This is a genomic window from Gordonia sp. NPDC003425 (genome assembly GCF_053588635.1).
Genome location: NZ_JBSFQI010000007.1, coordinates 193,668 through 214,699, shown reverse-complemented (window position 1 = coordinate 214,699; position 21,032 = coordinate 193,668). Strand labels below are relative to the sequence as shown.

Sequence of the window (21,032 nt, the reverse complement as noted above, 5' to 3'; positions counted from 1 at the left end):
GCACGATCGGCCGGGCCGCTATTTTCGGGGTGTGACAACTCTTCGTGGCCGTGGTGGCGTGCCGGGCGTGGGGCGGCTGGGTCTACTCGACCCCTCGGCGTCGGTGAGCCTCGACGAGCTGGGGTGGAACGACGAGGAATCGGTCGATCTGCTCTGGGCGCTGTCACGGGCTCCCGACCCCGACCTGGCGCTGCGCGCCATGGTGCGCCTGGCCGCCACGGACGGATCGGAGTGGGCGGAGATCGATGCGCGGTTGCGGTCGAACACCGGATTCCGTGGCCGGCTTTTCGCGGTGACGGGGTCCTCGGACGCGCTGGCCGACCATCTGGTGGCCGAGCCGCAGTCGTGGCGTCTGCTCCTCGAGGACGAACTGCCCGACCGTGACGAGGTCTTCGCGCGGATGCTCGACGCGGTCGATGCGACCGCCGAGCCCGGCGAGATCGAACAGGGCAACAGCATCTACCGTGCCGGATTCAGCGGGCCCCGCGCGGTGGTCGCATTGCGGTTGGCCTATCGCAACCTGTTGATGGAGGTTGCGGCGCACGACGTGGCCTCGACCGTCGAGGACGAACCGGTACTCGCGTTCCCGGAGGTGGGTTCGCGGCTGGCCGATCTTGCTGACGCGGCGCTGACCGCTGCGCTGGCCGTGGCGTTCCGCGAGGTGTGCGCCGACCGGCCGATCCCGGTGCGGCTCGCGGTGATCGCGATGGGCAAATGTGGTGCGCGCGAACTGAATTACGTCAGCGACGTCGACGTCGTCTTCGTGAGCGAACCGGCCGACGGCACGTCGGCGCGGATCGCGGGGGAGATGATGCGCGTCGGTACGCTGGCCTTCTTCGAGGTCGATGCGGCGTTACGACCCGAGGGCAAGGCCGGTGCGCTCACCCGGACGCTGGAATCGCATGTCGCCTATTACCGTCGGTGGGCCAAGACCTGGGAGTTCCAGGCGCAACTCAAGGCGCGCCCGATGACCGGCGACATGGAACTCGGCGAGCGATATCACGAGGCGCTCAACCCGATGGTATGGCAGGCCGCGGAGCGAGACGACTTCGTGCCGGAAGTGCAAGCGATGCGCCGGCGCGTGGAATCGCTTGTCCCGGAAAGCGAACGCGACCGCAACCTCAAACTGGGCAGTGGCAGCATCCGCGATGTGGAGTTCGCGGTGCAACTGCTGCAGATGGTGCACGGCCGGGTGGACGAGACGTTGCGGGTGCGTGCCACGGTGGACGCACTCAACGCGCTCACCGCGGGCGGATACGTGGGACGCGACGACGGCGCAAACCTCACTGCGTCGTATCAGTTCTTGCGCCTGCTCGAACACCGCCTGCAGTTGCAGCGACTGTCCCGCACCCACATGCTCCCCGCGTTCGACGACGAGGAGAACATGCGGTGGCTCGCGCGGGCGGCGCACATCCGCCGCGAGGGCGATCTCGACGCCACCACGGTGCTGCGCAACCAGATCAAACACCAGAGCCTGCGGGTTCGACGACTGCATCAGAAACTCTTCTACCGGCCGCTGCTCGACGCGGCGACCCGATTCAACACCGACGAGCTGACGCTGACCGACGTGTCGGCGCAGCGCCGACTGTCCGCACTCGGTTACGCCCAGCCCGACCGCGCGCTCAGCCACATCCGGGCGCTCGCCTCCACCGGCGGCAGGCGGGGCCAGGTGCAGCGATTGCTGCTGCCGCAGCTCCTCGAGTACATCGGCAACACCCCCGATCCCGACGCCGGGCTGCTGAACTATCGCAGACTGTGCGACCTGATGGACAACGAGTGGTTCCTGCGGCTGCTCCGCGACGACGGTGTGGTGGCCAAACGGCTCATGCACGTGCTCGGCGCGTCGGAGTACATCGCCAACCTGCTGATGCGTTCACCGGAGGTGATCCACCTGTACTCCGACGGCGCCGGCGGCCCCAAACTGTGTGAGGTCGATTCCGGTGAAGTGGCGCGCGGACTCGTGGCATCGACGGTGCGGCAGCCCGATCTGCGGCGCGCGGTGGCGGTGGCGCGATCGCATCGGCGGGCAGAGTTGGCGCGCATCGCATCGGCCGACGTGCTCGGGATGATGGACGTGCCGCAGGTGTGCGCGGCGCTGTCGAGTGTGTGGGCCGCGGTGCTCAATGCCGCTCTCATCTACGCGATCCACGATTCGGAGGTTCGCGACGCCGGGAACGCCGGATCGGGGAGCGAGGAATCCGAAACCGGGGGATCGGGGACCGGGGATGGCGGGATCGACCCGCAGGCCAATGCGCCCGCGCGGATCGCCGTCATCGGAATGGGCCGGCTGGGCGGTGGGGAGCTGGGCTACGGTTCCGACGCCGACGTGCTGTTCGTGTGCCAGCCGAATCCCGGCGTCGACGAGTCGGCTGCCGTGCGGTGGTCGCAGACGATCGCGGAGAAGGTCCGCTCGATGCTGGGCTCCCCGAGCGACGACCCGCCGCTTCAAGTGGACACCGGGCTGCGTCCGGAGGGACGAAACGGCCCGGTGGTGCGGACCCTGGCCGCCTACGCCGCGTATTACGAGCAATGGGCACAGCCGTGGGAGATCCAGGCACTGCTGCGGGCGCACCAGGTGGCCGGCGACGATGCGCTGGGCGTCGAATTCCTGCACATGGCCGACCGGATCCGGTATCCGGCGGGAGGCGTGTCCGCCGACGCGGTCAAAGAGATCCGGCGGATCAAGGCCCGGGTCGACGCCGAGCGACTACCACGGGGAGCCGATCCGGCCACCCACACCAAGCTCGGTCGCGGTGGGCTCGCCGACATCGAGTGGACCGTCCAGCTGATGCAGTTGCGCTACGGTCACCGCTTCCTGTCACTGCACAACACCTCGACGCTGCAGACGCTCGACGCCATCGGCGCCGCGGAACTGTTGAGCGAGAACGACGTCGCCCTGCTCAAGGACGCCTGGCTCACTGCGACGAAAGCGCGTAACGCGCTCGTGCTGGTGCGTGGAAAGCCCATCGACCAGTTGCCCGGCCCCGGCAGGCAGCTCCGGCAGATCGCGTTCGCCGCGGGATGGCCCGACGATCAGGCCGGCGACTTCCTGGAGAACTATCTGCGCGTCACCCGTCGGGCGAAAGCCGTGGTACGCAAGGTCTTCGGAGCGTAATGCGCAGAGCCGCATTCTTTCTGCTGATCGTATTCGGCTGGGTGCTGCTGGCCGTGGTCGCCGTGGCGGTATGGCTGCACTACTACCCCTCGCGTGGCGAACTCAGCATCTACCTGACCAGCGCGGTACCGTACGCCATCGTCCCGGGTGTTCTCGCGCTGGTGCTCTTCGCGGCGTTGCGGCGATGGATGATGCTCTCGCTGACCGTCGTCGCGTCCCTGGCCCTGTGCTACACGCAAGCGCCACTGTGGGTCTCGCAGACCGCACCGGCCGGAGAGCGATTCACCGTGGTGTCGTCGAACCTGCTGTTCGGTGGGGCCGACATCGACCAACTCGCGTCGATCGTCGCCGACGCGGACGCCGATCTGGTATCGCTGCAGGAGTTGACGCCCGAGGCGCTGGCGAAGGTGCGTGCCGGCGGCATCGGCAGACAGCTGCCGTACTCCTACGCGATACCCGGACCGGAAGCGGTGGGTAGCGCGTTACTGAGCAAACACCCACTCACCGATCAGGCACAGATCCCGAACACGGTGCTGCACAATCTGTCTGCGCGCACGTCACTGCCCGGCGCGCCGGACGCGCAGGTACTCGCAATCCATCCCGCCGCACCTCTGCGCGGGCAGAGCAACACTTGGCTCGATGACTTCGGATCGGTCCGGGACTACCTGCGATCGCTTCCACCCGGACCCGCGATCGCGGCCGGCGACTACAACGCAACCTGGGATCAGGCGCGGTTCCGGGAGTTACTGCAGAACGGTTTCGCCGCGGCCACCGACCAGGCCGGGGCGGGATTCGTCCCGACCTTCCCCACCGATCGATGGGCGCAGCAGCCGCTGATCGGTATCGATCACGTCCTCGTGCGCGGGTTCGTGGCGACGTCGGTGCACACTCACGAGCTGCGCGGCTCCGATCACCGGACCATCGTGGTGAACCTGGTGGCCGGGTGAGGTCCACGCGCGTGTGCCGGGATCGCCGGTCGTTGGCGCCCCCTTCGGTGGTATCGCCGTCGGTGGTATGACTGACACATCATGTCCACGTCCACGATCTCCGCGCGCCTGCGTGCGGCAACAGCTGCGGCTCATCAGCAGGCCGAGAACGCGACCTTCGTCGACGACCTGATGTCGGGGCGGCTCGACGTGGATGCCTACCGGCGCCTGGCCACCCAACTGTGGTTCGTGTACCGCGCGCTCGAAGATGTGGGTGATGATCTGGCCGGTGATCCGGTCGCCGACGCGGTTCTCGACGATCGCCTCCGCCGAGCGGCGCGGCTCGACGCCGACCTCGCCGCGCTCGGGGCCGGCGCGGCGAGAACGCCGTTACCGGCCACGCGGCGCTATGTCGATGCGATCAGCGCGACGCGGCACGATCCGGTGCGCTTCGTCGCGCACCATTACACCCGCTACCTCGGTGACCTCTCCGGCGGACAGATTGTGGCGCACCGGATGCGCCTGCACTACGGACTCGACGAGACGACGCTGAGCTTCTTCGCATTCGACGGAATCGACAAGCTCAAGCGATACAAGGATGCCTACCGGGAGCGGCTCGATGCGCTCGGACTCGACGACGACGGCGTCGAGCGACTTGTGGCCGAAGCGGTGGCCGCCTTCGGTCACAACCAGCAGATGTTCGCCGACCTCGACGCCGCGCCGGTGACGTGACCCGCGCGGCGCAACCGTTGCGAGAAGGCTAGAGCACTTCCACCCTTGAACCCACAGTGAGCACGATCTCATTGCGGTCGTCGGAGGAGTGGACGAGTTCGACGAGGCGCTCGTCGGTGCCGTGCGGTGAGGTGGTGCGGACGACTCCGTGCATCCCGTCGAAGCTGATGCGGTCTCCGGGGGCCAGATCTTCGACAAAGCGTGTTCTAGGGGCCATGAATTAACGGTAAAGGAAAAGTGGCGAGGACGTGAGGGAAGAAAGTCCCTGACTTGATACTTCTCGGCAATCGCGGTGTTCAGCGCCTCGACTCACGTCGGGCTTCGCAAGGACACAATTCCCTCGAGGACACCCAGATATGCGGTGCCGGTCGGTCCGATCGCGATTCCGGCGTAATTGTTGTTGAACAGTGGTCCACTTCCCGCCGGTCGCTGCCACACGATGGCGCCCGTGCGGAAATCGATGGCCGTCCACGACCAGGGAGCCATGACGCCGGAGTTCTTCGTGTAGGTGTACACCAGCCCCGTGGCCAACGACAGTTTCGGCACCACGCTCGGCGCGGCAACCGTGTGATTGGTCCACCGCACCGAGCAACCCGACTCCGACACGTCCACACGCGCGAAACCCGGCGTCGATGACCCACCCAAAGACGTTCTGGCCGTTGAGTATCCGTAATTGTTCTCCACCACCAGAGAGTTGCCGGCCGCGATGAGGGAGTTCTCGGTGGCGCTCGCGCCGCGCGAGAACACCGGAGTGGTGCACAGCGGTGTGCGGGACGCCGAGGGCCCCGTCCGATACACCACGACATTCATCGGGTCGGCGTTGTCGGCGATCGCGACGTAACCGCCGGGCAGCAACGCCGGAGTGGTGCCGCTGCCGTCGTCGACCTGACCCGGTTTGTGCTGCCGACTGTTGGGGTAGGTCACCCGCCAGTCGATCTGCGGTGTTCCGTCGGCCGCGGCATGCAGCCGCAAGAGTTCGCGGTTGGTCACGACGTAGACGTCGCCGTCGGAGCCGGTGGCGAACGAATTCTCGATTTCGCCCTCGGCTCCGGAACCCACCCGAATCACGCGGAGGGTCCCGCTCGCGGCGTCGACCGTCCCGATGACGCCGTTCTCCTTGCCGACGAACCAGAGCAATCCGTTCGAATCGGGCAACGTGGAGGTCAGTGTCTCCGATGGGCGCAGGTGCACACCGATGTCGATGTCGGCGACGCGCACGAGACCATCGCCGGCACTGTTCTCCCCGACGATGAGCAGGTGCCGATCACTGGTGCCGATCACCGCCTGATCGCGGTTGTTGAGATAGAAATACCCGCCGCCGCCGAAGCCGTTGAGCGTGCCGGACTTCGCCGCGCCGGTCACGAGGGAACCCGAATTCGAGGGGAGGGGGTACCGCGCGATCTCGGCCAGCGTGTTCGGGTCGAGGAGGTAGAGCCCGCGGACCGCACCGATGCAGGTCGTCAGGATGCGTCCGCGCCGGTCAAAGGTGATCGAAGCGCATTCTCCCGGAAGACTATTCGACCGTACCGTGCTGAGCCCGGCCGCTGGTCCGGCACGGTGATAGGTGTTGGTCTGCCAGGCGTCGTTGTGGATCGAGGCGTCCGGGTTGGGCGCCATGAAGCGATTCTGATAGAACGGCGCCACACCGTCGACCGGACGTGGGGTGACGGCGGAGTGCAGGCTCATCGTCGGCGCCGCCTGGCCGGGGATCGGGATCACCGGCCCGGCCGCGTGCGCCGGCGACGGTGTGACAAGCGCGATCACCGGCAACAGGAGCGCGAACACTCGGCGAAGCATCATGTCCCACAGTCGATCACCAGAGAGTGCGTCGAGCAAACATCTGTATTGAATTTCTCATCGAGATTTCACGATCCGTCGATGAGTATGCCCAGGCCGTCGAGCACGATGGACAGGCCGAAGTCGAACTGTTCGGCGAAGAAGTCGTCGTCCGGTGTCGCCTCGGCCATCGCCGAGCGGACCGCGGCGGCCAGGCTCGGCATCGACTCGGCGTCGATCACCGCACCGACGAGCGCCTCGTATGCCGGTTCGGCCGCGGTGGCGGTCGGTGTGGGAAACATGCCCAGCTGGGTGCTCTGCCGGACATGTTGCCGCACAAATCCGTCGACGACGAGCAGCGCATTCAGTTTCTGCTGTCCGCTCAGCGCGGTCTCGTCGAAGGCTTGCAGTCCGGTATTGGTCCAGGACAACACATTCGGTCCCATCGGCGGACGAGACAACGGCAGCGTAGCCAACCACGGGTGAGTACGGAAGCCGTCGACAGCTGCTCTCGCCCACGCCGTGATCCGATCACGCCACGAACCCGACGCGGTCAGTGCCGGATCGGCGCGACCGTAGGCCTCCTCGGCGAGGATCTCCAGGACGTCTTCTTTGCTGTCCACATATCGGTAGAGCGACATCGTCGTCATACCCAGTTCGTCCGCGATCGCCTTCATCGTGACCGCCTCCCATCCACTGCGGTCGGCGATGGCTGCGGCGGTCCGCCCGATGTCGCGCACGGTGAGGGTGGGCTTGGGTCCGCGTCGTGGCGTCGGATCCTCGTGTCCCCACAGCAGTGCGAGGTAGCGGGGTATGGGAACACCCTCGTCGTTGGCGGCCATGCCAAGCATTCTACTAACTGCTTGCAAAATACACAGTTAGTCCATATATTTGCGTACGGACTAAACAGTCTATGTCATACGCAGAAAGGAAGTGGTGATCGTGACTCGTTCACCCTGGATCGGACTGACCGCGTTGTGCCTGCCGATGCTGATCGTGTCGATGGATGTCTCGGTGTTGTTCTTCGCGGTTCCCTATATCGCCGCCGACCTGGCACCGACGCCCGAGCAGCAACTCTGGATCTTCGACGTCTACGGCTTCATCCTGGCCGGTCTGCTGCTCACGATGGGTTCGCTCGCCGACCGGATCGGGCACCGACGGCTGTTGATGCTCGGCGCCGCTGCCTTCAGTCTGGCGTCGATCGGAGCGGCACTGTCGACGTCGGCAGAGATGTTGATCGGCGCACGCGCGCTGCTGGCTGTTGCCGGGGCGACCCTCATGCCGTCCACTTTGGCAATGATCCGGCACATCTTCGACGACGAGTCGGCACGCACCAAGGCCGTCGCGACGTGGAACGCCGTGATGGCCGGCGGCGTTGCGGTCGGTCCCATTGTGAGTGGTCTTCTGCTGGAACACTTCTGGTGGGGATCGGTGTTTCTGATCAACGTGCCGGTGATGGCCGTCCTGCTCGTCGTGGCCCCGATCCTGTTGCCCGGAAACACCGGATCGTCGGCACGCCGTGTCGATGTCCTCAGTGCATTGCTCGCCCTGGCTGCTGTGCTGCCTACGGTGGCGGCCATCAAGAACCTCGCCGCCGACGGCTGGTCGTGGGTCCATCTGGTGGTGCTGGGAATCGGACTCGCGTTCGGAGCGGTCTTCGTTACACGCCAACGACGGATCGATCAGCCCATGCTCGACGTAGGGCTGTTGGCCGAACGGCGTTTCGCCACGTCGATCTGGATCAATTTGATCTGCATGTTCGCAATGCTGGGTAATGCCGTGCTGATGACCCAATATCTGCAGTCGGTGCTGGCGTTTTCACCATTGCGCGCCGCGCTGTGGAGTCTGGTGCCCTCGATCGTCGTCGGGGTCGCCGCCCCGGTGGCGGCGGTCGCCGCCGGACGTGTCGGCCGGCCAATGGTGATCGTGGCCGGATTGCTCGTTGCCGCATGCGGATTCGTGGTTCTGGCGGCACTGACCACATCGGATTCGATCGTGAGTGTGCTGATCGGAGCGTCGATACTGGCAGCCGGCATCGTCGCGGCGACCTCCATGATTGCCGACTATGTCGTCAGTGTGGCGCCGGCCGACCGAACCGGCGCTACATCGGGTCTGCTCGAAACGTCGAGTGAACTCGGCGGAGCACTCGGCATCGCGATACTGGGCAGCGTGGTCAACGCTGTGTACCGCACCACGTTTCCGGATGGCGCTGCCACCGGCGAAGCAACTCGCAGCTTGAGCGCTGCCCTGGTCGAGGCCGCCCACCTGACGCCCGAACGCGCTGGGCCGCTCACCTACGTCGCACGTTCGGCGTTCGTCTCCGGACTCACCGCCGCAAGCTGGGTGGGCGCCGGAATTCTACTGGTCACCGCGGTACTGGCGTCCTTGGCGATGCGCCGTCGACCCGTCGAGAAGCCCCCGGAATCGTCGGATGTGCTCTCGCGAGGCTGAACGCAAACCGGTCGAGTCGACCAACCGGTCGCCGACATGAAGCGGCCCGCCCGGACGCGCGGGCGGGCCGAATCATCACGTGCGACAGCCGATCAGCAGTCGTAGTAGAGCGCGAACTCGTAGGGGTGCGGGCGGATCTGCACCGGCTCGATCTCGTTCTCACGCTTGAGCGCGATCCAGGTGTCGATGAGGTCCTCGGTGAACACGCCACCGGCGGTGAGGTATTCGTGATCCTCCTCGAGCTTGTCGATCACCGCGGACAGTGAGGTCGGTGCCTGCGGGATGTCCTTGGCCTCTTCCGGCGGAAGCTCGTAGAGATCCTTGTCGACGGGCTCGTGCGGCTCGATCTTGTTCTTGATGCCGTCGAGTCCGGCCATCATCATCGCCGCGAACGCCAGGTACGGGTTGCCCGAGCTGTCCGGGCAACGGAATTCGAGGCGCTTGGCCTTCGGGTTGTTGCCGGTGATCGGGATACGCACGCAGGCACTGCGGTTGCGCTGACTGTACACCAGGTTGATGGGAGCCTCGTAACCGGGCACGAGACGCTTGTAGGAGTTCACCGTCGGGTTGGTGAACGCCAGCAGCGACGGCGCGTGGTGCAGGATGCCGCCGATGTAGTAGCGCGCCAGGTCGGACAGACCCGCGTAGCCGGCCTCGTCGTGGAACAGCGGCTTGCCGTCCTTCCACAGCGACTGGTGGGCGTGCATACCCGACCCGTTGTCGCCGAAGAGCGGCTTGGGCATGAAGGTCACCGTCTTGCCGTTCGCCCACGCCGTGTTCTTGATGATGTATTTGAACAGCATCACGTCATCGGCGGCGTGCAGCAGCGTGTCGAACTTGTAGTTGATCTCGGCCTGACCGCCGGTGCCCACCTCGTGGTGCCCGCGCTCGAGGACGAATCCCGCGTTCTGCAGGTTGGTCGACATCTCGTCACGCAGGTCGACGTAGTGGTCGTAGGGTGCTACGGGGAAGTAGCCGCCCTTCGGGCGCACCTTGTAGCCCAGGTTGGGTGATCCGTCCGGATCGGTCGGCGAACCGGAATTCCACCAGCCCGACTCCGACTCGACCTCGTAGAACGTGCCGTTCATCTCGGATGCGAACGCCACGGAGTCGAAGATGTAGAACTCTGCTTCGGCGCCGAAGAAGCAGGTGTCGGCGATCCCGGTGGAGGCCAGGTAATCCTCGGCCTTGCGTGCGACGTTACGCGGATCGCGGCTGTAGGCCTCACGGGTGAAGGGATCGTGGACGAAGAAGCTGAGGTTCATCGTCTTGGCCTTGCGGAACGGGTCGATCCGTGCGGTCGTCGCGTCGGGCAGCAGCATCATGTCCGACTCGTCGATCGACTGGAATCCACGGACCGACGAACCGTCGAACGCCAGACCGTCCTCGAACACCGACTCGTCGAAAGCCGACGCGGGGATCGAGAAGTGCTGCATCACACCGGGCAGGTCGCAGAATCGGATGTCGACGTACTCGACACCTTCTGACTTGATGCCCTCGAGAAGTTCTTCGTTGCTGCTGTACACCGTGCGGTGACTCCTTCACTTGTCGCCGGCCAGACGCGCCCCGAGGGTTCGCCTGGCATGCCTGGACCGCCACCGAGAGACAGCAGCGGATCTCTGACTGAAACCTATGGATGTGACGTTGCACGCACGTCAATTGCGTGTTTCTCATCTGTTACGCGCACTCGACGGGGGGCATTACTCACTATTCCCGAAGACGACCATACGTGGAGGGTGAATCGGCCCACTCCCGGATCCGGCGGGTCGCGTACCGCCACCTGCTCCTACCATGGAACCCATGGACTATCGCGCCACCTGTCTCGGCCCGACCCGCCCCGATTCGGCCTGGGTGGGCTGCTGATGGGGCGCGCCACCGGCTCCTGGCTCTCGGGACCGCAGTCCGGCCAGAACGTCGACATCGAGTATCGCGGCGCCGATCTGGGGCTGCCCGAGTACGGGCCGGGCTCGCTGGCCGGCGGATGGCATCGCACCGCGGCGCTGTTGCTGGACTGGCTGATCGCCTACGGTCTCGCGCTGCTGTTCGTGCGTCTCGACTCGCCGACCATCAGCACGATGGTGCTGGGCGTGTGGTTCGTGATCGGCGTGGTGACGGTGTCGATCTTCGGGTTCACACCGGGGCAGTTCGCCCTCGGACTGCGGGTGGCACGCGTCGATCACGGGCCTGACCGCGCGGCCGCCGAGGTTGCCGGCGAAGAGCCGACGGCGGCCGTCGGCCCGGTGCGCGCCCTGGCGCGGCAGGTCCTCATCGTCTTCATCGTCCCGGCCCTGATGAACGACTACAACGGGCGGGCTCTGCACGACCGCGCGACCGGCACCGCGATCATCCGCACCCGCTGACCGGTGGCTACGCCGCCGCCGATCGTCGGCCTCACCACCTATCTGCAGCAGGCACAAACCGGCGTCTGGGATGTGCACGCCAGCTTGTTGCCACATGTGTATCTCGACGGTGTCACGCGCGCGGGCGGGGTGGCGGTGATGTTGCCGCCGCAGGCAATCACCGGGGCCGAGGCCGTGATGGCGGGACTCGACGCGCTGGTGCTGACCGGTGGCAAGGACGTCGACCCGGCACGGTACGGCACGGTTCCGCATCCGGAGAACGACGCCCCGGACCGAGCACGGGACGACTGGGAGTTCGCGCTCCTCGACGCCGCGCTCGCGCAGGGCGTGCCGGTGCTCGGCATCTGCCGCGGAGCGCAGGTGCTCAATGTGGCCCTCGGCGGAACCTTGCACCAGCACCTACCCGACGTGGTGGGGCACTCGGGCCACCGAGCGGGAAACGCGGTGTTCTCGGCGACCGACATCACGGTGACGCCGGGCACCCGGCTCGCGTCGCTGGTCGGTCACCGGGTGACCGCGCAGTGCTATCACCATCAGGCGATCGATCGGGCTGCCGACTCGCTGACCGTTTCCGCATGCGACGCCGACGGGGTGATCGAGGGGGTTGAGAGACCCGGAGAACCGTTCGTGCTCGGGGTCCAGTGGCATCCCGAGGAATCGCCCGACGACCTGCGGCTGTTCACCGGGGTGGTCGATGCCGCGCGCTCACGCCGTGACTCACGGTGCCGATGACGGACGCCGTATCGGGCACGTCACGTGGCAAGTCGACGGCCGCTCAGCGGCGCTTGGCGGCCCGTTGCATGCTGCGCATCTTGGCGTTCGCGGGAACCGGTCCCTTCGGCATCGCCGGGCCGGAGGTCCGGCCGCCCAGGGCCGCCAGACGACCCTCGAGCGCATCCATGCGCTTGCCGTCGATGTTCTTGGGCAGTTTGTTGAGGTGTTTCTCCAGCTTCGACAACTGGACCTGCCCGTCCTCGTTGCCCACGTACACCTCGTAGATCGGGGTGTCGCCCACCACGCGTGCGGCCTTCTTCTTCTCCTGTGCCACCAGCGATTTCACCCGGGTGGGGGAGCCCTCGGCGACGAGAATGATGCCGGGCTTGCCGATCACCCGGTGCACCGCGTCGAGGTGACTGGTACCGGCAACGGCCTGACTCACCCGCCACTGCCCACGCATGTTGCTCAGTGCCCACCCGGCGGCGCCCGGCTGGCCGTCGGCCTTGGTGTACACCGATTTCTGGACACGGCGGCCGAAGAGTACGAAGGCGGCGAGCAAACCGAGGATCACACCCATCGGGGTGAAGAGCCAGACATTCCCGAACGCGAGGCCGAGCACCACGAAGATCGCCACGATCACCGCGAACACGCCGACCATGTACGGGATCAGCCGCTTGTCTTCCTTGCGCTGCATCTGGAAGGCCTGCCACAGCTGTTGGCGACGCTCCTTGGACGCCTTCTTGCGGGCCTGCTTCGCAGCGGCCTTCGCTTCCTTGCTCGTGGACTGCGCCTTTGCCATGCCGTCCAGGATACGGCTCAGCGGGCGAGGCGCTGCAAGAGGCTCGATGCCTCCTGGCTCGCCGACCCCTCCTCGGCGAGATGCGCCATCGCCGGCGACAGGGTCCGCCCGTGGTGTGCCATGGCCTGTGCGTAGAGCCGCCCCGCCCGGTAGGACGAGCGCACCAGCGGTCCGGCCATCACCCCGGCGAAGCCGAGGTCGCGCGCGAAGTCGGAGTGCTCGACGAATTCTTCGGGCTTGACCCACCGCTCCACCGGATGATGGCGCGGCGAGGGCCGCAGGTACTGGGTGATGGTGAGGATGTCGCAGCCGGCGTCGTGCAGGTCGACCATCGCCTCCCGCACCTCGTCGGGGGTCTCGCCCATGCCGAGGATGAGGTTCGACTTGGTGACCAGGCCGAAATCGCGTGCCTGGGTGAGCACATCGAGGGACCGGTCGTAGCGGAATGCGGGCCGGATGCGCTTGAAGATGCGTGGCACGGTTTCGAGGTTGTGGGCCAGCACCTCCGGGCGTGCGTCGAAGACCTCGGCGAGCAGGTCCGGCTCGGCGTGGAAATCGGGAATCAGATTCTCCACGCCGGTACCGGGATTGAGCTGATGGATGGCGCGCACCGTCTCGGCGTAGAGCCACGCGCCCTCGTCGGGGAGGTCGTCGCGGGCCACACCGGTGATGGTCGAGTAGCGCAAGCCCATGGCCTGCACGCTCTCGGCGACCCGGCGGGGCTCGTCGCGATCGAGTTCGGCGGGTTTGCCGGTGTCGATCTGGCAGAAGTCGCAGCGTCGGGTGCACTGTTCACCACCGATGAGGAAGGTGGCCTCCCGGTCTTCCCAGCACTCGTAGATGTTGGGGCAGCCGGCTTCCTCGCACACGGTGTGCAGGCCTTCGCGCTTGACCAGGCCCTTGAGTTCGCTGTACTCGGGGCCCATCGTGGCACGGGTCTTGATCCACTTGGGTTTGCGCTCGATGGGGGTCTGCGCGTTGCGGATCTCCAGGCGCAACAGCTTGCGGCCGTCCGGCGCGTTGGGCGTCTGCGCTGCGACCCGGGAGGTGGACGAGGGGGTGGGATCTCCGGTCACGGTCACCGCACCGATGCTACGCGCGGTGCGGTGAGGGTTCCCGTCGGCGCGGGACCGCGATGGTCGAGGGCGAACGCGACTGCTTCGGCGACCGGACCGATGACATCGTCGACACCGATCGGTGCGCCGGCCTCGGCGCACAGGGACGTGACGCCCGCGTCGGCGATGCCGCACGGCACGATCGCGTCGAAGGCACTCATGTCCGGATTCACGTTGAGGGCGAAACCGTGCAGGGTGACCCCGCGTGCCACCCGGATACCGATCTGACCGAGCTTGCGTTCACCCGCGGCGTCGCACACCCACACCCCCGAGCGTCCCGCCACGCGGCCCGCGTCCACACCGAAGTGGGCGCACACCTCGATCAGCGCCGACTCGATGCGCCGGACATAGTCGACGACGTCGAGGGGCTCGGCGAGTGCCACGATCGGGTACCCGACGAGCTGTCCGGGGCCGTGCCAGGTGATACGCCCGCCCCGGTCGACGTCGACGACCTCCGCGCCGTTGGTGGGCCGGTCGGCGTCTTCGGTCCGCTTGCCCGCGGTGTAGGTCGACGGGTGTTCGAGCAGCAGCAGCACGTCGTGATCGAGCGCACCGCCGGCACGGTCGGCGGCCAGGGCGTGCTGGTGGTCATAGGTGGCGCCGTAGTCGACGACGCCGAGGCGCGAGACCTCGACGGGCGTGTCGACGACGCGGATTGATTCCCGGCGGGTGCGCTCGCTCATCGCCGCCTCAGGCTGTCGCGTAGGCCAGGGCCGCGGAGAGGTCGGGATGAGTGAACTCGAAGTGGTTGTCGGTCAGCACACCGGGTGCAACGCGTTGACTGAACAGAATCATTTCCTCGGCCATCTCGCCGCCCGCCAGCCGGGCCGCGAAGGCCGGCACCTTGAACAGGGTGGGCCGGTGCACCGCACGCCCGAGCTCGTCGACGAACGTGGCGAACCGAACCGCCCCGGGGGCGGCGAGGTTGACGGGACCGCGGACCGACGAGGTCAGCAGGAATTCGATCGCACGTACCTCGTCGAGAAGACTGATCCACGAGAAGTACTGCTCTCCGCTGCCGATGCTGCCGCCGAGACCGAGGGTGAACAACGGCTTGAGCTTGCCCAGAATGCCCCCGGAGGGCGCAAGCACCGGTGCCGTCCGCAGCAGCACCACCCGGGTGTCGGGGCCGGCGTTGGCGGTGGCCGCGTCCTCCCAGTCGGTCACCAGGTCGGCCAGGAATCCGTCACCGGCGGGGGTGGATTCGGTGGCCGGGGTGTCACCGGTGTTGCCGTAGAAACCGGTGGCGCTCGCACTGATGAAGGTGGGCACCGCGGCGTCGCGGACCGCCTCGGCGATCACCTCTGTCGGGGTGACGCGCGAATCACGCAGTTCCTGTTTGAATCTGCCCGTCCACCGCTGGTTGCCAACCCCGACACCGCCGAGACTCACCACCGCGTCCGCACCGTCGATCGCCTCAGCGGGCACCCCGATGGTCTCGGGGTCCCAGGCGAACTCGTCGGCGGCGTGCGGCTCACGCCGGACCAGGCGCCGCACGGTGTGGCCGGCATCGGTCAGCGCGGTGGTCAGGGACGACCCGATCAGTCCCTGTGAGCCCGCGACGGCAATGAGCATCGGTTCCGTCAGAGCCCGAGATCCGCGGCGAACTCGCCGGCCTCGAGTCGCTTCTTGATCGTGGTCAGGAAGCGGCCCGCGTCGGCGCCGTCGATCAGGCGGTGATCGTAGGTCAGCGGCAGATACGACATCGACCGCACCGCGATCGACTCCGAACCGTCCTCACCGGTGATCACCACCGGACGCTTGACGATCGCGCCGGTGCCCAGCATCGCCGCCTGCGGCGGAACCAGGATGGGCGTGTCGAACAGCGCGCCCTGGCTGCCGATGTTGGTGATCGTGAAGGTGCCGCCGGCCAACTCGTCGGGCTTGAGCTTGTTGCTGCGGGCCCGGCCCGCGATGTCGGCGATCGCCCGGGCGAGTCCGGCGATCGACAGATCATCGGCATTGTGGATCACCGGCGAGAGCAGGCCCTGCTCGGTGTCCACCGCGATACCGAGATGCACCTTCTCGTAGTAGGTGATCTCCTTCTTGTCCTCGTCGATCGACGCGTTGACGTTGGGATGCAGCTTGAGCGACTCGACCACCGCCTTGGCGATGAACGGCAGGAACGTCAGGTTGACGCCCTCGGCGGTGCGGAACGAATCTTTGGCCGCCTTGCGCAGCGTGACGATCTTGGTCATGTCGACCTCGAACACCTGCGTGAGTTGTGCGCTGGTCTGCAGCGACTCCCGGGTCTTCTTCGCGGTGATCTGCCGAATGCGGTTGATCTTCTGGGTGGTGCCGCGCAACTCGGCGAGTTCCGGACGGATCTCCTTGCCCGCGCTCGGCGCCGAGGGTGCCGCCGGGGCGGCGGCAGCGGGTGCCGGGGTGGGCTCTGGTTCGGGAGCCTTCTTCGCCTCGGCCGCAGCGAGGACGTCCTGCTTGCGAATGCGACCGCCGACGCCGGTGCCCTTCAGCGAGTTGAGGTCGATGTCGTTCTCCGCGGCCAGCTTTCGCACCAGCGGGGTCACATACGGCGTCGACTCCATGGTCGGCGGCTCGGACTCCGTCGCCTTCGCGGGTTCCGGCTCGGGCTCCGGTTCGGGTTCGGGCTCCGGTTCCGGTTCGGGCTCCGGCTCGGACTTCGCGGGTTCCGGCTCGGGTTCGGGCTCGGGCTCCGGTTCGGGTTCGGACTTCGCCGCCGAGGCGTCTCCGATCACCGCCAGCTTGCCGCCGACCTCGACCACGTCGTCCTCCTCGGCGACGATCTCGAGCAGCGTGCCGGCAACCGGCGACGGAATCTCCGTGTCGACCTTGTCGGTGGACACCTCGAGCAGCGGTTCGTCGGCGGCCACTTCGTCGCCCACCGACTTGAGCCAGTTGGTGACGGTGCCCTCGGTGACCGATTCGCCGAGTTCGGGCATCAGCACGTCCGTGCCCGACGACCCGCTCGGAGCGGCCTTCGCCGTCGGCTTCTCCGCCGGGGCGTCGGAGTCGGTCGAGGGTGCTTCCGGCTCTGGTTCCGGTTCGGCGGCGTCCTCGGGCTCGGTGCCGCCCGACGACGCGGAATCCGATGAGTCGTCGTCGGCAGGCGACTCGCCCTCCTCGCCGATCAGGGCCAGATCGCCGCCGACCTCCACCACGTCGTCCTCATTCGCGATGATCTTGGTGAGCACGCCCGACGCCGGTGCGGGGATTTCGGTATCGACCTTGTCGGTGGAGACCTCGAGCAATGGCTCGTCGGCCTCGACGGTGTCTCCCTCCTCCTTCAGCCACCTGGTGACTGTCCCCTCGGTGACGCTTTCACCGAGGGCGGGCATCTGGACGGAGAAGGCCATCGTTGTTGACTCCTCAACTCGACGTGTGTCTGTGGTGGTGCCGGTGGCGGGTGTGTCACCGGATCCGGGTGGCTGCGGGTGGTCGGCCCCCACGCGTGTAAACCCTACCCGCCGGTGGCCCGGCACACGTGGCATGTCGGCACGAGGGTCACTGTGGGTTCACCGGCGGGTCACCGGCTCACCCGTTCTCGCCGATGTCCTCGAGAACCCGGGCGATGGTGCGGACGGGTACGCCCGTACCACCCTTGGGGGTGTAGCCCCACGGGCCGCTGGTGTTGAAAGCCGGTCCGGCGATGTCGATGTGGGCCCATTGCACGCCCTCGGGCACGAAGTCCTTGAGGAAGAGCCCTGCGACGAGCATGCCGCCCCAGCGGTGCGGTGCCACGTTGGCGAGGTCGGCGACACGGGATTTGAGGTCGGCGCGCAGCTCGCTCGGCAGCGGCATCGGCCAGGCGTTTTCTCCGACCTCTGCCGAGAGTTCGGCCACGCGGTCGCGGAAGTCGTCGGTCCCCATCACACCCGAGGTGCGGTTGCCCAGCGCCACCATCTGCGCGCCGGTGAGGGTGGCGGTGTCGATGAGGTAGTCGGGCTCGTCCTCGCAGGCGCGCACGATGGCGTCGGCGAGGACCAGACGCCCCTCGGCGTCGGTGTTGATCACCTCGACGGTGGTGCCGCCGTACTGGGTGAGGACGTCGCCGGGCCGCTGCGCGGTGCTCGACGGCATGTTCTCGGCCATCGGGACCGTTGCGGTCACCGACACGTCGAGGCCCAGCCGCGCGGCGAGGATCGTCGCGGCGATGACCGCCGCGGCACCTCCCATGTCGGAGGTCATGTTCTCCATGTTCGCGGCCGGCTTGATGGAGATGCCACCGGTGTCGAACGTGATGCCCTTGCCCACCAGAGCGACCTTCTTGGCGCCCTTGGCGCCGGCGTGGGTCAGCCGTACCAGGCGGGGCGGGCGGGAACTGCCCTGTCCCACGCCGATGACGCCGCCGTAGCCGTCCTTGGCCAGTTGCGCGTCGTCGAGGATCTCCACCTTCAGTCCGGCCTTGCTGCCCAACGCCCGAGCACGCTCGGCGAACTCGGCCGGGTAGAGGTGGCTCGGCGGTGTGTTCACGAAGTCACGGGCGATGGCGGTCGCGTCGGCGACGGCGACGGCGTGGTCGAGTTCGGCGGCGGCAGCTTTGCCGGTGTCCTCGACGAGGAGCCGAACGGTGGACGGCGGGGTCTTCTTCGGCCGGGACTTGTCGGAGCGGAATTCGTCGAAACGGTACGAGCCGAGAAAGAACCCCTCGGCCACCGGCGCGATCGCAGCGGTCGCGAGGGTGGTGGCGATCCGCGTGTGCCCGTCGAGCGCACGAGATACGACCCCGGCGGCCTGTCGGAGCTTCTCGTCGTCGTCGAGGTCGTCGGCGGACCCCACGCCGACGGCGACCACGACGTCGACGCCGAGGGTCGGCGGTGCGGGCACCGATGTCACCTCGCCGTGCTTGCCGGTGGCGCCGAGTGCGGTCAACGCGGTGGTGATCGCCGACGCCTGCGCGTCGTCGAGCACGCCGTCGCCCACCACGAGGGTCGGTGGCTCGTCGGCGTCGGGGTCGGGGGAGATGAGGCCGATGACCAGGGCGTCATCCGCCTTGTCGAGGGAAGAGGCCAATTGGATCTGTGGGCCGCGTGTGCGGTCGACGTTCTCGTTCTTGCTCACGGGTCAACTCTGCCACGTCATTTGGCGGACCGACATCGCTGCCCCGTTCGGTCGGCCGGCGCCGGTGTGGCACCTAGGCTGACGCGGTGACCAGCACTACCAGCGCGTCGCACAACCGACGGAGGTGGCCCCGGGTCGCCGGCGCGGCGATCCTGGTGGCCATCGTCGTTGGGGTGGGCGCGGTGGTTGCGGTGCATCGGGCATCCGACCCCGACGGCATTCTCACCCGTGCGGCGGGTACGCCCTTCCTGGGATCGGCGCGACCGCGTTTTCCCGCCGTCGACACCGCCGGGCTGAGTCCGGTACGGGCGCGGATCGTCGCCATCGTGCACGCCCAGTACGACGAGAACGCGCCCGGCACTACGTATTCCGACGGTGTCGAGGAGTCGTGGTGCGCCGACTTCGTCAGCACCACGATGCGCAAGGCGGGAGTGCCGTTCGACAACCCGAATTCGGGGTCGTGGCGGATCCCCGGTGTGGCGACGCTGACCGACTATCTGCATGCCAGCGGGCGGTGGCGTCCGCCGACCCGCACCCCCGAACCCGGGGACATCGTGCTCTACGACAAACCCAGTCACTTCCGCCAGCACACCAACATCGTCGTCGCACGCCACGGTGACACCGTGACCACTGTCGGGGGTGCCGAGGCGCAGGGAGTCACGCTGGCCCATTTCGACGTGCGCACCGTACGGGGGATTCAGGGATACGGGGTGCCGTGAGGCGCGAGACCGGTGAATCACCTGGCTGACGCGAGTCCCGTCGGGGATGGTCGGAGGCTGAAGCGGCGTGACCGTGCTTGCGGCGTGACGCTAACCTGAGCGCCATGACCGAACTGCTCGCCGGACCCATCGCCGATCGTCACAGCGCCCTCGGAGCCACGTTCGCCGAGTTCGGCGGATGGAACATGCCCGTCTCCTACGCGGGCACCGTTGCCGAACACACCGCGGTGCGCGAGGCGGTGGGCATCTTCGACGTCAGCCATCTCGGCAAAGCTCTCGTCGCCGGGCCGGGCGCGGCGACGTTCGTCAACTCCACGCTGACCAACGATCTCGGCAAGATCCGCCCCGGAAAGGCGCAATACACGTTGTGCTGCAACGACTCCGGCGGTGTGATCGACGATCTGATCGCCTACCTGGTGGCCGACGACGAAGTGTTCCTGGTGCCCAACGCGGCCAACACCGCCACGGTGGTGGCGGCGTTGGCCGCGGTCGCACCCGACGGGGTGGAGATCACCGATCAGCATCGGGATTACGCGGTGTTCGCAGTACAGGGCCCGAAGAGTCCCGACGTGCTCGCGGCGGTGGGGTTGCCCACCGAGATGGAATACATGGCCTTCGCCGACGCCGAACTGCGTGCCGGCGACGCGGCCTATCCGGTACGGGTGTGCCGCACCGGATACACCGGCGAACGCGGCTACGAGATCCTGCCGCGGTGGGACGACGCCGGCCCGGTGTTCGACGCTCTCCTCGCGCAGGTGAGTGCGGCCGGTGGCCAACCCGCGGGCCTCGGCGCGCGCGACACACTGCGCACCGAGATGGGATACGCCCTGCACGGACATGAACTGTCCCCGGACATCACGCCGAATCAGGCGCGCACCGGCTGGGCCGTCGGATGGGACAAACCCGCCTTCTTCGGTCGCGACGCGCTGCGCGCCGAGAAAGAGGCCGGACCCGCCCGTCGGCTGTACGGGCTGCGCGCAACGGGCCGTGGCGTGCCGCGTGCGGGGTTGAGCGTGCTGTCGGGTCCCGGTGGCGAGAAGGTGGGGGAATGCACCTCGGGGACCTTCTCGCCGACCCTCAAACAGGGGATCGCGCTGGCGCTGATCGACACCGCGTCGGGCATCAAAAAGGGCGCCGAGGTGGTGGTCGACGTGCGTGGACGCGCACTGACCTGCGAGGTGGTGATCCCGCCGTTCGTCGAGTCGCACGTGTGATCCCGGGGCAGGGGCCGGTCGGGGTGCACGCCGCGGTTCGAAATCGATTGCGGTGCGGCGCTACCATT

At 67.3% G+C, this 21,032-nt stretch carries 18 protein-coding genes; 8 read left to right on the top strand and 10 right to left on the bottom strand.

The window, feature by feature from the left end; all coding sequences use genetic code 11:
- The first annotated feature begins 31 nt into the window (after positions 1-31).
- The 3 genes from ACWDTD_RS11305 to ACWDTD_RS11295 all read left to right on the top strand — a co-directional run bounded on the left by ACWDTD_RS11305 (position 32) and on the right by ACWDTD_RS11295 (position 4,773).
- A complete protein-coding gene (locus tag ACWDTD_RS11305) occupies positions 32-3,115 on the top strand; it encodes a bifunctional [glutamine synthetase] adenylyltransferase/[glutamine synthetase]-adenylyl-L-tyrosine phosphorylase (protein ID WP_449747192.1) in 3,084 nt (1,027 codons plus the stop codon).
- Positions 3,115-4,062: an endonuclease/exonuclease/phosphatase family protein gene (locus ACWDTD_RS11300; RefSeq protein WP_449747191.1), complete on the top strand. Its 948-nt coding sequence runs from the start codon at positions 3,115-3,117 to the stop codon at positions 4,060-4,062. Before ACWDTD_RS11305 ends, ACWDTD_RS11300 begins: the two co-directional genes overlap by 1 nt.
- Before the next feature lie 81 nt (positions 4,063-4,143).
- Entirely contained in the window at positions 4,144-4,773 is a 630-nt protein-coding gene (locus ACWDTD_RS11295) for a biliverdin-producing heme oxygenase (RefSeq protein WP_449747190.1), read from the top strand.
- Positions 4,774-4,801: 28 nt separating this feature from the next.
- Here ACWDTD_RS11295 and ACWDTD_RS11290 read toward each other — a convergent pair whose 3' ends face one another.
- The 3 genes from ACWDTD_RS11290 to ACWDTD_RS11280 all read right to left on the bottom strand — a co-directional run bounded on the left by ACWDTD_RS11290 (position 4,802) and on the right by ACWDTD_RS11280 (position 7,391).
- Positions 4,802-4,990: a hypothetical protein gene (locus ACWDTD_RS11290; RefSeq protein ID WP_449747189.1), complete on the bottom strand. Its 189-nt coding sequence runs from the start codon at positions 4,988-4,990 to the stop codon at positions 4,802-4,804.
- 92 nt (positions 4,991-5,082) lie between these two features.
- Positions 5,083-6,573: a hypothetical protein gene (locus ACWDTD_RS11285; protein WP_449747188.1), complete on the bottom strand. Its 1,491-nt coding sequence runs from the start codon at positions 6,571-6,573 to the stop codon at positions 5,083-5,085.
- Between the two features lie 65 nt (positions 6,574-6,638).
- Positions 6,639-7,391: a TetR/AcrR family transcriptional regulator gene (locus ACWDTD_RS11280; RefSeq protein ID WP_449747187.1), complete on the bottom strand. Its 753-nt coding sequence runs from the start codon at positions 7,389-7,391 to the stop codon at positions 6,639-6,641.
- Between the two features lie 145 nt (positions 7,392-7,536).
- Between ACWDTD_RS11280 and ACWDTD_RS11275 the strand changes: the two genes are divergently transcribed.
- Positions 7,537-9,000, top strand: coding sequence for an MFS transporter (locus ACWDTD_RS11275; RefSeq protein ID WP_449747249.1), 1,464 nt, complete (start codon positions 7,537-7,539; stop codon positions 8,998-9,000).
- A 92-nt stretch (positions 9,001-9,092) separates the two neighbouring features.
- Here the strand turns inward: ACWDTD_RS11275 and glnA are convergent, their stop codons facing one another.
- Positions 9,093-10,526: a type I glutamate--ammonia ligase gene (glnA, locus tag ACWDTD_RS11270; RefSeq protein WP_449747186.1), complete on the bottom strand. Its 1,434-nt coding sequence runs from the start codon at positions 10,524-10,526 to the stop codon at positions 9,093-9,095.
- A 336-nt stretch (positions 10,527-10,862) separates the two neighbouring features.
- Here glnA and ACWDTD_RS11265 point away from each other — a divergent pair, with 336 nt between their 5' ends.
- Together ACWDTD_RS11265 and ACWDTD_RS11260 are read left to right on the top strand one after the other, a co-directional pair.
- Complete coding sequence (locus ACWDTD_RS11265) at positions 10,863-11,360, top strand: RDD family protein (protein ID WP_449747185.1); 498 nt, start codon at positions 10,863-10,865, stop codon at positions 11,358-11,360.
- A 3-nt stretch (positions 11,361-11,363) separates the two neighbouring features.
- On the top strand, positions 11,364-12,092 hold the full coding sequence (locus ACWDTD_RS11260; RefSeq protein ID WP_449747184.1) for a gamma-glutamyl-gamma-aminobutyrate hydrolase family protein: 729 nt from the start codon (positions 11,364-11,366) through the stop codon (positions 12,090-12,092).
- Between the two features lie 43 nt (positions 12,093-12,135).
- Here the strand turns inward: ACWDTD_RS11260 and ACWDTD_RS11255 are convergent, their stop codons facing one another.
- The 6 genes from ACWDTD_RS11255 to ACWDTD_RS11230 form a co-directional block, all read right to left on the bottom strand.
- Positions 12,136-12,876, bottom strand: coding sequence for a DUF4191 domain-containing protein (locus ACWDTD_RS11255; protein WP_449747183.1), 741 nt, complete (start codon positions 12,874-12,876; stop codon positions 12,136-12,138).
- Positions 12,877-12,893: 17 nt separating this feature from the next.
- Complete coding sequence (lipA, locus tag ACWDTD_RS11250) at positions 12,894-13,952, bottom strand: lipoyl synthase (RefSeq protein WP_449747248.1); 1,059 nt, start codon at positions 13,950-13,952, stop codon at positions 12,894-12,896.
- Between the two features lie 2 nt (positions 13,953-13,954).
- Positions 13,955-14,674 carry a lipoyl(octanoyl) transferase LipB gene (gene lipB / locus ACWDTD_RS11245; protein ID WP_449747182.1) on the bottom strand — a complete coding sequence of 240 codons (720 nt, stop codon included), beginning with the start codon at positions 14,672-14,674 and terminating at the stop codon, positions 13,955-13,957.
- 7 nt (positions 14,675-14,681) lie between these two features.
- Positions 14,682-15,566 carry a TIGR01777 family oxidoreductase gene (locus ACWDTD_RS11240; RefSeq protein ID WP_449747181.1) on the bottom strand — a complete coding sequence of 295 codons (885 nt, stop codon included), beginning with the start codon at positions 15,564-15,566 and terminating at the stop codon, positions 14,682-14,684.
- 8 nt (positions 15,567-15,574) lie between these two features.
- Positions 15,575-17,326 carry a 2-oxoglutarate dehydrogenase, E2 component, dihydrolipoamide succinyltransferase gene (gene sucB / locus ACWDTD_RS11235; RefSeq protein WP_449747180.1) on the bottom strand — a complete coding sequence of 584 codons (1,752 nt, stop codon included), beginning with the start codon at positions 17,324-17,326 and terminating at the stop codon, positions 15,575-15,577.
- A 178-nt stretch (positions 17,327-17,504) separates the two neighbouring features.
- Complete coding sequence (locus ACWDTD_RS11230; protein WP_449747179.1) at positions 17,505-19,031, bottom strand: leucyl aminopeptidase; 1,527 nt, start codon at positions 19,029-19,031, stop codon at positions 17,505-17,507.
- Positions 19,032-19,117: 86 nt separating this feature from the next.
- Between ACWDTD_RS11230 and ACWDTD_RS11225 the strand changes: the two genes are divergently transcribed.
- Entirely contained in the window at positions 19,118-19,750 is a 633-nt protein-coding gene (locus ACWDTD_RS11225) for a CHAP domain-containing protein (protein ID WP_449747178.1), read from the top strand.
- Between the two features lie 104 nt (positions 19,751-19,854).
- Positions 19,855-20,964, top strand: coding sequence for a glycine cleavage system aminomethyltransferase GcvT (gene gcvT / locus ACWDTD_RS11220; protein ID WP_449747177.1), 1,110 nt, complete (start codon positions 19,855-19,857; stop codon positions 20,962-20,964).
- The last annotated feature ends 68 nt before the right edge of the window (positions 20,965-21,032 follow it).